This window comes from Acinetobacter sp. Marseille-Q1618 (assembly GCF_902809855.1).
Classification (GTDB): Bacteria; Pseudomonadota; Gammaproteobacteria; order Pseudomonadales; family Moraxellaceae; genus Acinetobacter.
Genome location: NZ_CADDWJ010000002.1, coordinates 755504 through 770222, shown reverse-complemented (window position 1 = coordinate 770222; position 14719 = coordinate 755504). Strand labels below are relative to the sequence as shown.

General features: G+C 37.0%; 12 protein-coding genes. 7 read left to right on the top strand and 5 right to left on the bottom strand.

What is annotated here, in order from left to right; all coding sequences use genetic code 11:
- Positions 1-15 precede the first annotated feature (15 nt).
- A complete protein-coding gene (gene tviB / locus HUS24_RS10775; protein ID WP_173912012.1) occupies positions 16-1293 on the bottom strand; it encodes a Vi polysaccharide biosynthesis UDP-N-acetylglucosamine C-6 dehydrogenase TviB in 1278 nt (425 codons plus the stop codon).
- Positions 1294-1534: 241 nt separating this feature from the next.
- Here tviB and HUS24_RS10770 point away from each other — a divergent pair, with 241 nt between their 5' ends.
- From HUS24_RS10770 to HUS24_RS10750, 5 genes are all read left to right on the top strand, one after another.
- Positions 1535-2638 carry a polysaccharide biosynthesis/export family protein gene (locus HUS24_RS10770; RefSeq protein WP_173912011.1) on the top strand — a complete coding sequence of 368 codons (1104 nt, stop codon included), beginning with the start codon at positions 1535-1537 and terminating at the stop codon, positions 2636-2638.
- Positions 2638-3066, top strand: a complete 429-nt coding sequence (locus HUS24_RS10765; protein WP_173912010.1) for a low molecular weight protein-tyrosine-phosphatase — start codon at positions 2638-2640, stop codon at positions 3064-3066. Before HUS24_RS10770 ends, HUS24_RS10765 begins: the two co-directional genes overlap by 1 nt.
- Positions 3067-3087: 21 nt before the next feature.
- A complete protein-coding gene (locus HUS24_RS10760) occupies positions 3088-5280 on the top strand; it encodes a polysaccharide biosynthesis tyrosine autokinase (RefSeq protein WP_173912009.1) in 2193 nt (730 codons plus the stop codon).
- A gap of 181 nt (positions 5281-5461) precedes the next feature.
- Positions 5462-6169 carry an FKBP-type peptidyl-prolyl cis-trans isomerase gene (locus tag HUS24_RS10755; RefSeq protein ID WP_171532099.1) on the top strand — a complete coding sequence of 236 codons (708 nt, stop codon included), beginning with the start codon at positions 5462-5464 and terminating at the stop codon, positions 6167-6169.
- A gap of 42 nt (positions 6170-6211) precedes the next feature.
- Positions 6212-6901: an FKBP-type peptidyl-prolyl cis-trans isomerase gene (locus tag HUS24_RS10750; protein WP_173912008.1), complete on the top strand. Its 690-nt coding sequence runs from the start codon at positions 6212-6214 to the stop codon at positions 6899-6901.
- Between the two features lie 69 nt (positions 6902-6970).
- Here HUS24_RS10750 and murJ read toward each other — a convergent pair whose 3' ends face one another.
- The gene (gene murJ / locus HUS24_RS10745; RefSeq protein WP_173912007.1) at positions 6971-8521 is read right to left on the bottom strand and encodes a murein biosynthesis integral membrane protein MurJ; all 1551 of its coding nucleotides are present in this window, start codon (positions 8519-8521) and stop codon (positions 6971-6973) included.
- Positions 8522-8588: 67 nt separating this feature from the next.
- Positions 8589-9158: a 1,6-anhydro-N-acetylmuramyl-L-alanine amidase AmpD gene (gene ampD / locus HUS24_RS10740; protein WP_173912006.1), complete on the bottom strand. Its 570-nt coding sequence runs from the start codon at positions 9156-9158 to the stop codon at positions 8589-8591.
- A 147-nt stretch (positions 9159-9305) separates the two neighbouring features.
- On the opposite strand from ampD, the gene nadC reads away from it, so the two are divergent.
- Positions 9306-10151, top strand: coding sequence for a carboxylating nicotinate-nucleotide diphosphorylase (nadC, locus tag HUS24_RS10735; protein WP_173912005.1), 846 nt, complete (start codon positions 9306-9308; stop codon positions 10149-10151).
- Positions 10152-10310: 159 nt separating this feature from the next.
- Complete coding sequence (locus HUS24_RS10730) at positions 10311-12185, top strand: LTA synthase family protein (RefSeq protein ID WP_173912004.1); 1875 nt, start codon at positions 10311-10313, stop codon at positions 12183-12185.
- A 13-nt stretch (positions 12186-12198) separates the two neighbouring features.
- On the opposite strand, the gene HUS24_RS10725 is transcribed toward HUS24_RS10730, so the two are convergent.
- Together HUS24_RS10725 and HUS24_RS10720 are read right to left on the bottom strand one after the other, a co-directional pair.
- Complete coding sequence (locus HUS24_RS10725) at positions 12199-12378, bottom strand: hypothetical protein (protein ID WP_173912003.1); 180 nt, start codon at positions 12376-12378, stop codon at positions 12199-12201.
- Between the two features lie 174 nt (positions 12379-12552).
- Positions 12553-14718 (bottom strand): phosphocholine-specific phospholipase C, encoded by a 2166-nt coding sequence (locus tag HUS24_RS10720; RefSeq protein ID WP_173912002.1) that lies wholly within the window; start codon positions 14716-14718, stop codon positions 12553-12555.
- Between the last annotated feature and the right edge of the window lies 1 nt (position 14719).

The window sequence follows — 14719 nt, the reverse complement described above, 5'->3', positions numbered from 1 at the left end:
AAAAAGTTATATAAATTAAAGCCTAATATTAGACTCATCTTTCTGCAATATATATTTCAAATCATACAACACATGCTTTTCTTTTCCTAAAGCATGAAATTCTTGAATTGGCATTGCCTTAAATTGCTCATGTGCAACTGCGATCACAATAGCATCATAACTTGAAGCATCTAAAGCCTGAATTGGGGCAAGACCATATTCATGCTCAGCCTCTGCTACATCTACCCATGGATCATAAATATCGATATCTAGATCATATTCTTTTAGCGCTTTGACCATATCTACAATTTTGGTATTACGAATATCTGGGCAATTTTCTTTAAAACTTAAACCCATCACTAAAATTTTAGAATCAACCACTTGAATACGTTGCTTCACCATTTCTTTAATTAATTGAGTCGCAACATATTCACCCATACGATCATTTAAACGTCGGGCAGCAAGTATGATTTCTGGATGTAAGCCTATAGATTGCGCTTTATGTGTTAAGTAATAAGGATCGACACCAATACAATGCCCCCCTACTAGGCCTGGTCGAAATGGTAAAAAGTTCCATTTTGTACCTGCAGCTTTTAGGACGTCCTCAGTATCAATTCCCATTTTATTAAAAATAAGAGCCAACTCATTAATTAAAGCAATATTTACATCACGTTGTGTATTCTCTATCACTTTAGCAGCTTCTGCCACTTTTATATTTGGTGCTTGATAAGTGCCCGCTTTAATAATCAGGTTATAAACCTGATCTACATAATCAGCAATTTCAGACGTAGACCCTGAAGTAATTTTTAAAATATTAGTGACATGACGGTTTTTATCACCAGGATTAATGCGCTCTGGACTATAACCGACAAAAAAGTCTATATTAAATTTAAGCCCTGATTCTTTTTCTAATACAGGGATACATATCTCTTCTGTAGCACCAGGATAAACTGTAGACTCATAGACAATAACATCTCCTTTTTTCAACACTTTACCAATAGTCATTGAAGCTTTAATTAAAGGAGTTAAATCTGGTTGTTTAAAATCATCAATCGGTGTTGGAACTGTTACGATATAAAAATTAGCACTATTTAAATCTTCTAAATCAGAACTATAGGTTAAAAACTCTGCTTTTTTTAATTCCTCAGGACTAACTTCTAAAGTATGGTCTTGCCCACTTTTCAACTCGTCAATTCGCTTCTGATAAATATCAAATCCAACAACAGCTACTTTTTTACCAAATTCAACTGCTAAAGGCAAACCGACATAGCCTAATCCAATAATTGCTATTTGAAGTTGTTCAAGTTGAATCATGCTTTAAAGTCCAATACTGATATATTCAGTTCGTTATAATATATAAAACAATACTGTATTCTAAATGAAAACCTTATAAACTTTAACCCAAGTTACATGTTTTTAACTAAAAACCTTAAGATTTATGTATTAATTATATTTATCATAATTAAGTCTAGTAGGAATTTAAGCTGTAATAGAATACAATTCATTCCATAAGGTAATTCTAAGTTACAATTTAATACAATTAAGGGTTTTGAATGTGAAGTATCCTCGCACCTCACTATTTTTAGCAGTTTCGTTTTTATTTACTGGTTGCGCAATGACTTCTGGTCTGCAGACTTATGATGTGCCAGAACAAGGACAATATCAAACGGATCAAGGTGCAGAACTGAATGTTGTTCAACTTACGCAACAAACCTTACCAAGTACTTTAACGAATAGCGATATTCAATCCCAAAATTTATATTCCTTATTTCAGAATCAAAATAAAGCTTATCGTTTAAGTGCAGGGGATATCTTATCTATTCAGCTTTGGGCATATCCAGAAATTACCCCACCCGTTACACAGATGACCAATGATACTTCTGTACTCGCCAATGGTTATCGTATTGATCAAAATGGGTATATTCAGGCACCTCTCATTGGTACTTACCGCGCTGAAGGTAAAACCTTATCGCAAATCAATAAAGAAATGCGTGGATTATTTGCTAAATATCTTAAAACACCTGATGTGGTTGTGCGTGTTTTATCTTATGAAGGAAAGCGTTATTTTGTGAATGGTCAAGTCATGAAAAGTGGGCAATATACTTTAAATGATCAACCCATCAGTATTTATACAGCGCTAGGTCAAGCAGGTGGTATTAATTCACAAACAGGTGACAATACCAATATCCAACTGATCCGTAATGGTCAAACTTATAATCTAAATACCATTGCGCTGGAAAAACAAGGCCTATCTTTACATAACCTGCTCATTCAGCCGAATGACACTTTATTTGTAAATACTAAACAAGATCAAAAACTTTATGTTCTTGGTGAATCAAGCCGCACCCAAGCCATTAACTTACGAGATCAAGGCATGACCTTGAGTGATGTACTAGGTGAAAGTGGCGGGATTAATCCAAACTCTGCCAGTGCGGCGCGAATTTATGTAATGCGTACCGACCTTAATACTAAAGGTTCTACAGTCTATCAACTTGACTTAAGTAGTTTTGGTAATTTTGCTTTAGCAAATCAGTTTGCGATGCAAAAAAATGATATTGTTTATGTCGATGCGACAGGTTTAACACGCTGGCAACGTGTAATCAATCAAATTATTCCTTTCTCTAATGCTTTATATAATATTGATCGGTTAGGACAATAATGCAAATTCAAAATATTCTTGTCGTATGTGTGGGTAATATTTGCAGAAGTCCAATGGCAGAGTATTTTTTAAAAAATGCTCGCCCTGACTTACATGTTGAGTCAGCAGGTTTGTCTGCAATGGTAGGACACCAAGCTGATGATAAAGCTATTGCGTGTATGGACAATAAAAATATAGACATGCGTGCGCATATCGCCAAACAAATCAACGCTGAACTGATTAAAAAGTCTGATTTGATCTTAGTCATGAGTCATAATCAACAAAAACATATTGAACAAACTTGGCCATTTGCAAAAGGTAAAGTTTTTATGCTCGGGCACTGGCAGAACATTAATGTGCCTGATCCTTATAAGCATGATCAAGCATTTTTCATTGAGACATGCGATAATATTCAACGTTATGTCATTGATTGGCAATCACATCTTTAAATTTTAATTAGTTGTAGTCATATGAACCAAAATTCAAAAACGAATGATGATACGATCGACTTAAAAGAGCTATTTTTTTCCTTAATTGCTCAATGGAAAGTGATTGCCCTTTGTGTCATTTTAAGCTTGATTTGTGCCTTGCTCTATTTACGGATCACACCAAACACTTACTCTACTGATGCTATGGTTCAAGTAGAGGAAAGTAAAGGCGCTGGTGCTGCTGCGCTGCTAGGTGATTTATCCTCTGTGGTTGAGCAAAAATCTCCAGCTCAAGCAGAGATTGAAATCCTAAAGTCCCGCATGGTCTTGGGGACTGTCATTCAAGATTTAAATCTTAATATTAAAATCCAAGATGATGAGGATGGTAAATTACATCGTCTTTTAACCAAAGATGATATTTTATTAGATTATCGAAAAGATGGTGTTTTTTATCAAAAAAATCAGTCTAATTTTTTAATTAAAGAGTTTAATATTCCTACCGCTTTTCAAAATAAAGCGCTTACTTTAGATTTAACAATACCGAATCAATTTAAACTCATTGACATAAAAAATGAGCAAGTTGTTTTTACAGGTAAATTGAATCAAGCCAATCAAAATATAGATCGTTATGGAACTTGGTCAGTTTTTATTGAGAGCAAAGCACCATTTAAACAAACCTTTACTCTAGTTAAACAGTCTTTACCTGCTGCTGTTAGCTCTTTAAATGCTGATTATTCTGTAGCAGAAAAAGGCAAACTTACTGGCGTTATTGGTCTCGCTTATCAAGGACAAGATAAACAACATATTACTGAAGTCCTCAACAGTATTCTTCATGTTTATCATGCACAAAATATTGAGCGTAAGACGTTAGAATCTAAACAAACTTTAAAATTTTTAGACAAGCAATTACCTGAGCTTAAAAAACAGCTTGAAGAGTCTGAAATTAAGTTCAATAAATTCCGTGAGCAGTTCAATACCATTGATGTTACGCAAGAGTCAGAGCTCATGCTCAAACAAAATGTTGAACTTGAAAAAACCCGCATCGAACTCAAACAAAAACAAGCTGAACTTTCTGCTAAATATACCTCTAGCCACCCACTTATGGCTGAAATTAATGCACAGTTAGCGACCATTGATAAAAAAGCCAATGAGTTAAATCAAGCCTTAAAACGTTTACCTGAAACTCAACGTTTGTATTTACAATTGTATCGTGATGTTAAAGTAAATAGCGAACTCTACACTTCACTGCTTAATAATTACCAACAATTAAAGATTGCGGAAGCAGGTGAAATTGGTAATGTCCGTATTATTGATACGGCAGCTGAACCTATTGAACCAATTAAACCACGAAAATTGATTATTTTGATTCTCTCGATTTTTGTTGGTGGTTTTGTTGGTGTACTCATCGCCTTATTGCGTAACTTGATGCATACAGGTATTAAGGACTCAACTCAAATTGAAAATGAGTTGGACCTCCCAGTATATGCGACAGTACCTCGTTCACCTATTCAAGAAAGTCGTATTCAAATTCTTAAGAAAAAGAAATCTATTCCTATTCTTGCGGTAAAAAATAATAATGATATTGCGATTGAAAGTTTACGTAGTATTCGTACGACCATTCACTTCTCATTGGCAAATGCCAAAAATAATATTATTGCGATCTCAGGTCCTGCACCAGAAGTAGGTAAGTCGTTTATCTCTGCAAACCTTGCTACGATTTTTGCACAAAGTAATAAACGTGTGTTATTGATTGATGCCGATATTCGTCGTGGTTATTTACATAAATATTTCAATCGTGAAACCACACCAGGTTTAACTGAACTTTTAAGTAATCAAAGCTCTGTTGAACAAACGATTTTTAAAACTGAAGTAGCGAATTTGGACTTTATCGCACGTGGTAAAAATCAAAGCAATCCCTCTGAGATGTTGGCTTCAGCACAGTTTAAACAATTGTTAGAGCAACTTTCTCAGCAATATGATCATATTATTTTGGATACGCCACCTGTACTAGCTGTCACTGATGGTATTATTATTTCACAATATGCTGGTGTAAACCTCGTCGTTGCACGCTATGCCAAGACACAAATCAAAGAGCTTGAGTTAACAGTCAACCGTTTTGAACAAGCAGGGACTAAAGTCAACGGTATTATCCTCAATGATATTAACCGTGCATCAGGTGGTTATAGTTATGGTTATAATTATGCGTATAATTATACTGCCCATAAAGATGACTAAGCTTTTTTAGTATATAAATCCAGATCAAATGATCTGGTTTTTTTTTTCTCAATCCCTGTATATTTTTCGTTGATTTCATTGAATATGTATATCGTTTCAACCAAAGAAGTTATATGCTTTCACAATTCAAGCTATAATTTAGCCATTCGCTCTTTGCAAGATAAAAATTTTAGGAAATATCATGAGTAAAGCCTTACCCATCGCTGTTGCTGTAATTTTAGGCGGTGCTGCACTTGTTCCTGTTTACTATGCAACTCAACATCCTGCTGACGTAAATTCAAGTTCTATTTCAAAAACAGCAAAACCTGTCGAAAAAATTAGCTATGCTTTAGGCTATGAAGTCGCAAGCCAAACACCACCTGAAGTTGATGTAGATACATTTATTACAGGGATTCGTGATGCACATGCCAAAAAAGAGCGCATATTTACAGATGAAGAATTACAAGCGGCTTATATGGAATTTCAAAAAGAAATGCAAAAAAAGCAACTTGCTGATAGCCAAGCAGCTGTATCTAAAAATGATAATTTCTTAACTGAAAATGCGAAAAAAGCAGACATTAAAACCACAGCTTCAGGTCTTCAATATAAAATAATTAAAGAAGGCACTGGTAAAGCCCCTACAGCAACATCTGTGGTTACTGTACATTACAAAGGTCAGTTATTAGACGGCAAAGTATTTGATAGTTCATACGATCGTGGTGAACCAATCGAATTCCCACTCAACCAAGTGATTCCTGGTTGGACTGAAGGTTTGCAACTCATGAAAGAAGGTGGAAAAGCAACTTTATATATTCCATCTAAATTGGCTTATGGTGAACAAGGCGTGCCTGGTACCATTCCTCCTAACAGTACCTTAATTTTTGATGTTGAATTAATTAAAGTAAAATAATGAATAAAGGAGAGCATCTGCTCTCCTTTTTGGATTTTGACGATGAAAAAAAAGATTTTATGCCTGAGTGTAATGATGACGGTTGCGACAAGTCAGGCAGCAACCATTCACAATAAAAGCCCACAAAAAGATCAGCTTGGTTATAGTTATGGCTATGTCATGGGTAAAAATAATGCCGAAACCTTAAAAGACATCGACCTAGATGCATTTATTCAAGGATTAAAACAAGGTGCAGCAGGACAAAAAGCCAGCTTAACTGACGAAGAAATGGCAAAAGCATTAACACAATACAAACAACGCAATGAAGCCAAGCAACTGATAGAATTTCAAAAAACTGCCCAAGAAAATGCCAAATTAGGTGAAACTTTTTTAGCTGAAAATGCAAAAAAATCTGGTGTAATCATGACCAAATCTGGCTTACAGTATCAAGTTTTACAAGCGGGTCAAGGCAATAAGCCACGTGCAACATCGAAAGTTTCAGTTAACTATGAAGGTCGTTTACTGGATGGCACCGTGTTTGATAGCTCTATCGCCCGTGGACAAGCAGTTGATTTTCAAGTCAGCCAAGTGATTGCTGGATGGACTGAAGGTTTACAACTCATGCAAGAAGGTGCCAAATATCGCTTCTTTATTCCAGCAAAACTCGCTTATGGTGAAATTGGCGCAGGTGATGCGATTGGCCCAAACAGTACTTTAATTTTTGATGTCGAATTATTAAAAGTTTTGCCTTAATAAAAATAAAACCATTCAAAATAAAAAACATCGCAATTTAGCGATGTTTTTTATGGACTATCACTGTATTTAATGCTTTAAATGACGTGGTCTAAAACCACTTGCCAATAAGCCAATGCCATAAGCCAAAACACCTGCAACACACAAACCCACCACTTTAAGAATACGAAGCCATTGAGCCAATGACTCATCGTACCAAGTCAACGCATACCAAAGTACAGCAATCATACTGATATTCGCAATCAGGAACTGTATAAACAACTTTTTCCAATGTGCGCCAAAGCGAAAAATATTACGTTTATGTAAATAAAAATACAGCATGCCGGCATTGACCAAGGCAGAACCAGATGATGCAATCGCAAGCGCCATATGTTCTGCTTGCCAGTCAATCAGCTTAAAAATTCCGATAAAGACCACGTTCAAAATGGCATTGGCTGCAACCGCCATTAAACCGACACGTACAGGAGTTTTGGTATCTTGGATTGCATAAAAACCAGGGGCAAAAACTTTGATCAACATAAATGCCAACACCCCAGCACTCATACATTGCAAAGCCATTGCGGTCATTTGTGTATCACGTGCATCAAAAGCACCATGTTGAAAAAGTGCTTCGATAATAGGCGTAGATAACATAAATAATGCAATACTTGCAGGCACACCGACCAGTACAATTACACGTGCCGCCCAGTCCAACATTTTTTTAAATTTTTCTTGATCTTGTTCTGCCTTACTTGCAGACAAGGACGGTAAAATCACCGTACCAATCGCGACACCAATTAACCCCAAAGGCAATTCCGTCATACGTTCAGCACTATATAACCAAGACACTGAACCATCCTGCATGAACGATGCCCAAATCGTATTTAGCAATAAATTAATCTGGGTCACCGATACACCAAACAATGCAGGCAACATTAATTTTAAAATGCGTTCTACACCTTCATGTTTAAAATCAACTTTTGGCGGAATCAGTAACTTTTTACGCCATAACTCAGGAATTTGAATCGCAAGTTGTAAAATACCCGCTGCAACCACCGCCCAACCCAGTGCCATAATCGGCTCAGCCATATGAGGTGCAAGCCACCATGCACCTGCAATCATTGCCACATTTAATAGCACAGGTGAAAATGCAGGAGATGCAAAGGAACCATAACTATTTAAAATACTGCTGGCAAAAGCCGTCAGCGACATAAACATTAGATAGGGAATGGTTAAACGGAACATATCAACCGCTAAATCAAATTTAGCTGGATCGTTATGGAAACCGGGCGCATAAACATACAAAATCACTGGCGCAGCGATCATACAAAATAAAGTCAGCAAGGACATCACTGTCAACAAACAGCCAAACACCCGACTAATCAAAATCTGCACTTCAGCATGTAATTTTGTGGTTTTATATTCAGTTAAAATCGGAATAAACGCTTGCGAAAAAGCCCCTTCAGCAAATAGCCGCCGAAAGAAGTTGGGAATACGAAATGCAACAACAAAAGTATCGAAGTCTTTACCTGCACCAAAGACATTTAACAACACCATATCTCGTACCAGTCCTAAGACCCGTGACAACATGGTCATCGAACTGACAATAAAGGTGGATCGCCACAGCGCCATTGCATTCACCCAGTTAAAATAAAGTCGCTATTGTAAATAAACTCAAAACAAATATCGTTGTAAAATCATAAATGACTTATTGTTTTTGCTTATGGAGTCGTGTTCTAAAATCGTCCCATCGAAAATGTGGGCCTGGATCGGTTTTCCGATGTGGCGCAATATCAGAATGCCCAGCGAGATGTTGGCTAGTTTTGGGATAGGCTTTTTGTAATGTTGCAACCACTTGAGCAAGCACATCATATTGCACGTGTTCAAACTCTCGATCATCACTGCCCTCTAACTCAATCCCGATCGAATAATCATTACATTCCACCTTACCTAAATAACTTGAACGTCCTGCATGCCAAGCCCGATCTTTAAAATTGACAAATTGCAATACTTCACCTGTTCTTAAAATTAGTAAATGTGTCGAAACCTGCATGCCTTCTATAGTTTTAAAATAAGGATGCGCTGACCAATCTAGTTGATTTTGAAAAAATTGTTCAATATATCCTCCACCAAACTGTGAAGGCGGCAAACTAATATTATGAATGACGATCAGTTGAATTTCTGTATTTTCAGGACGTTGGTTAAAATTTGGAGAAGCGACTTGTCGAGCACCCAAGAGCTGCCCATCTACAACTTGAAACTGTGGTGCTACCTGCATAATTTTTTCCTATAACATCATTCAAGTATGGGTTTGAATTGTGTGGGATAGTTTACTCCGATCAAACTTAAAATAAAAACTTCTCCAAACATTCAGGGACAATGTTAATATATCGCTCAATTTTAAGAGCGAATATATAGGGAATTTATGAGTATACCTCAGTCTTTGCTTGAACAATCTATTCTTATCAATATACAACAAGCACTACAAGAAGATGTGGGTGATGCCGATATCACTGCCCTATTAACCCCTGAAGATGAGCAAGCAACCGCAACCATCATCACACGTGAAGATATGATTTTGGCAGGTCAACCGTGGGTGAATGCTTTAATTCAAGCTTATGATCCAAGCGTACAAATTACATGGCTTAAACAGGATGGTGACTTGGTCAAAGCCAATGAAACCATTTACAAACTTGCAGGTTCAGCCCGTAGCTTACTCACTGTAGAACGCCCAGCTTTAAACTTTGTACAAACCTTGTCGGCTGTGGCGACCAAAACAGCAGACTATGTCAAACAGCTGGAAGGTTTAAATACCAAACTGCTCGATACCCGTAAGACCTTACCGGGTTTACGCATCGCACAAAAATATGCTGTGGCTGTGGGTGGTGGTCAAAACCATCGTTTAGGTTTGTTTGATGCCTTTTTAATTAAAGAAAATCACATCATGGCAGCAGGTGGAATCGCACAAGCCATTGCCAAAGCACATCAAATCGCACCGAATAAACCTGTCGAAGTTGAAGTTGAAACGTGGGATGAGCTCAATCAAGCCATCGAAGCCAAAGCAGACATTGTCATGTTAGATAATTTCAGTCAACAACAAATGATTGATGCGGTTAAGCATGTTGCAGGGCGTTGTAAATTAGAAGCATCAGGCAATATTACCATTGAAAATTTACGTGAAGTGGCAAGCACAGGCGTAGATTATATTTCGATGGGTGTGCTAACTAAAGATGTCAAAGCCGTTGATTTGTCTATGCGTTTTAATGCATAAAACCTTTTTAAAGTATGATTAATTTCTCTTTGGAACTAGATGTAACCAAGGAGAAATAATCATTGCATTTTGATTACAATTTAATCCATTTAATACTTTGAAAGCCTAATCCATCGGCTTATAATTGCGATCCTGCTAAACTCAAACTTCTCTCTGCAAATGAAGACTTTAAGACAACAAGTACTTTTTTTACTTGTGGCTTTTGTATCCGTATTGGCTTTTTTTCTGTATCAAGAAAATATTCAACATTTCTTGAACTTGCCTGAGGCTTATCGAAAGTTACGTCTATTTAAATATGGTTTTTCAGTACTCTTAAATTATGCTTTGATTAGTTTGATCTATGTAGTTTTAAGACGTACTTTTGCCACGATTTTAGTCAGTCAAGTGCTGATTTTTGTTTTAACTTTGATCAATATCAAAAAAGAACAATACCTGTCTGCAAGTTTGATTCCGAGTGATTTTTTACTACTAAAAGAAACCTTAATTGCATCTCCAATGCTCTTAAAGCTGGCTTTTTTTGCAGGACTGATCATCTGTATCGCACTAATGTGGTGGCTATATAAAAAAGAACGTGCAGAAAAAAATACATTACTTTGGGTAAATGCAGTTTTATCTTTGTCGATTTTAGGTTTTTTTGTCACAGCCAATTTTCAAAATAATTTTAGTGAAATCTGTTCAGGTGAAAATAAACCAAGTCTATGTAAATACAATATTTATTTACCAAACACGCATAGTGATTGGGTCGGCGATCATATGAATATTCGCCAACTTGGTTTTAGTGCATTTTTCTTTTCTAAAACTGTAGATGGCATTAAAGCCAAAGTCTCCAATACTGCAAATATTCCTGAAACAAAAATTCAAGCGATATTAGCACCATCAGCAGTAGAGCTAACACCTGAAAATAATAAAATTTCTGATGAAAAACTATTGCCTAATATCATTTTTGTCATGAGTGAATCGCATTGGGATGCAACCAAACTTGATCAATCAATTCCTAGAAACATCACCCCAACCATTAAAACAAATCAGGTCAGTCAGTTATTGTCGCCAAGTTTTGGTGGCGGTACTGCCAATGTCGAATTTGAAGTATTGACCAGTTTAAACACCCATTTAAATCAAAATCAGTTGGCATACGTAGCGAAATTAAAACGTCCAACCTATTCATTGGCGATGTATCTAAATAGTTTGGGTTATAACACCACTGCTATGCATAACAATGGTAAATATTTTTACAATCGCAGCAGCGTTTACCAAAACTTAGGTTTTAACCAATTTACCTCGATTGAAAATATGGTTAGCGCTGCACAGCGTGCAAAATATATCAACCAAGCAGGTTGGGCGAATGACGAGTTGATTTACAACAGTATTCAACAACAACTCAAACAGCAGGATCAACCACAATTTATTTATGCCATCAGTGTCGAAAATCATCCGATGTATAATGATGACCGTTTTGGCGCAAATAATTTTAAAATTACCAAGTCTGGTATTAGTGATCGATCAAAACGTGCTTTAAATACCTATTTATCAGGTATGCAACGTGCTGATCAACACTTAAAAGCCTTACTTGATTCTGCCAAACAGTTAGAACGTCCAACCCTTGTGATTTTCTTTGGCGATCATTTACCTAACTTACAAAACGTCTATGATGAGTATGGCTTTTGGGGCTCTGAACAAGCCAAAACTGAAAAAAATGATGTCCGTTTTTATGAAACACCTTTGGCGATTTGGAGCAATTTCCCACTAGATAAAAAGCAATGGACTGAACCGTTTATTTCAGCGCATTTTCTTGCACCACGCGTATTACAAGCAGCTCATGTGCCACTGTCACCATACTATCAATTTATTCAAAAAGTGAATACGTGTTATGCAGCAATCCATAAAACAGGCAATCACACCACTAAAAATTGTGATGGACATGCAGCACAGTTATTAAATGATTATAAAACTCTCAATCTTGATGTTTTAGATGGGAAAAACTTGAGTTATCAGATGATGCGTCCGAGTTTAGAAAAACATACAGCAGCATTATAAAAATATTTTGCGATTAAGCTTCAGAATTCTTAGTTGGATTTTCAGAAGCTTTTTGCTGTTGTTGTTTTGATACTTTGATTTGTTGAGAAGAATGTTGCTGTCCAGATATTTGTTCAAAGTCTTGCTCAGAACGCGGCGCTGTAGCCAGTAAAACAAATGTCGCCACCATCAATGCAATAATTAATAAATTCATAGTCCCTCACCTTGTCATTTCTAAAGGCAACTAGTCTAAAAATAAAGCATGCTGATTTTTTTGAGAAAAAGTTACATCAACCGTATTTTTATGAGGGGAAATGTAAATCTTAAACATTTTTAACTCACTCAACAAAAATAAGGTGCCGTAGCACCTTATTGAATTATATAGATTTTAAAGATGAATCCCCATATATGGGTCTGAAATCGAATCCTTATTATTTTCAATACGACCTGCAAAACGACGACTAAAAGATGGATCATTCTGCATGCTCACAGTGAAATCATACCAACCGCCAAATTCAGTCATGTCTAAAACTAAAGATTGCTCAGTTGCATTGGTTTCAATTTCCCATGTTTTATTCACTAAATACGCATTGGCTTTCACGATGAGTTTGGCAGTTTTAGCGGCATCATTACGCACTTTTAAAGTAAGTTTATAACTGCACTCTTCTACACAAATACGAATTTCAGGTAGGCTTTCTTGCTGATGTTTTTCAGTTAAATCACCCGTAAAACTACGATGAAAACCATTTGGCCCCAACACCCATAAATCATATTTATCGTTTAATCTCGTCCATACATCATCCAGTTGTTTGCCTGCCTCGACCATATAACGCTTTGGAATCGCACTTAGGTTTAAACGATCATAAACATGAAATACAGCAGCTTGTGTGCCTGTATTTGAAAACATCAATTTAACGTTTTGTGTTGCTGCATCAACTTTGGCACTGGTATGTAAAATATAAGGCAATGCTTTAGATGGACGTACTCCTATTTCTTGTTCAGGGAAAATCACCGAATTTGGTCGAGCCACCTGTGGTAAAACTGCTTGTGCCTGACGAATTGCATCTGCTTGATCTTTGGTTTTTTGACCCGCTAAGGTAGGTAGAGCCGATGTATTTGGTGTTTTAAAATTAAATGCCGTGGTCAAATCACCGCAAACCGCACGACGATAGGGACTAATATTCGGTTCATTGATTCCAAAACGTTGTTCTAAGAAACGAATCACGGAAGTATGGTCAAACACTTGAGAGTTGACCCATCCACCACGACTCCAAGGCGAAATCACATACATAGGTACTCGAACCCCAGGCCCATACACACGACCATCGGGTTGAGGTTGAGATTTAGATCCAGCCACTGCAACATGATCAAAATATTCAAACGCCAATTGGCTATTGCTTAATGTGGTTTTACCCTGAAGATTACCCTTTTCATCACGAGATGGTGCACTTGGCGATGGAATATGATCAAAGAATCCATCATTTTCATCAAAATTCACCAAAAGTACGGTTTGGCTCCATACTTCTGGATTGGCAGTCAATGCATTTAATAATTCTTGAATATACCACGCCCCTTGTACTGGGCTTGATGGTCCAGGATGTTCACTATAAGTTGCGGGTGCAACGATCCAACTCACTTGTGGTAATTTCTTTTGTGCAATATCGTCTTTTAAGGCTTGTAAAAAACCACCATCTGGCATGGTATTAGCAATGCCTTTATATAACGGCTGAGTCACATCAATTTTTTCATCATAAGCTGGGCTTTTCACATCATCATGACTCACAGGTTGACCTGATAACTCATTCGCACGACGGTATTGTTTAAAACCTGCCAACGGGTTGTCGGTAAAATTATCCGGCATAGCTTGATAAACTTTCCATGTCACACCCGCTTGTTGTAAACGTTCAGGATAGGTCATCCAATCATAGCCAACTGTAGATGCGCCAATTGCATCAAACTCATTCACGACACTTGCAACATTTGCACCTGTTGGGCCATTTGTTCCTGTCCAAATGAATTTTCGATTCGGGTTAGTACCTGCATGCATTGCGCAGTGATAGGCATCACAAATGGTAAACGCATTGGCAAGCGCAAATTGATATTCTAATTCGACTTGTTTGTAATATCCCATCGATTGTGGTTGCTTATGTTCCACCCAATTGCCCATACGTCCTGCATCCCACGCATCTTGACCATCTTTCCAAGAATGTGGCGTTCCACTGACACGTTGTGCATTACCTAATTTACTATCTAAGTGATAAGGCAGAATTTTATTTTTGTTTTTATCGTATTGTTCCCAAACTTTACGCCCATTTGACAATGGAATGGTAAAACGGTCACCAAACCCACGAACACCTTTTAGTGTACCGAAATAATTATCAAAAGAACGATTTTCTTGAGTCAAAATCACCACATGTTTAACATCTTGAATTGTGCCTGTTTCAACTTTGGCATCAATCGCTAAAGCTTTTTGAATACTGGCAGGGAAGCTTGCAAGTGCAGCAGCACCAAACATAGTTTTGGTGGAATTAATTAAAAAATCACGACGATTCATC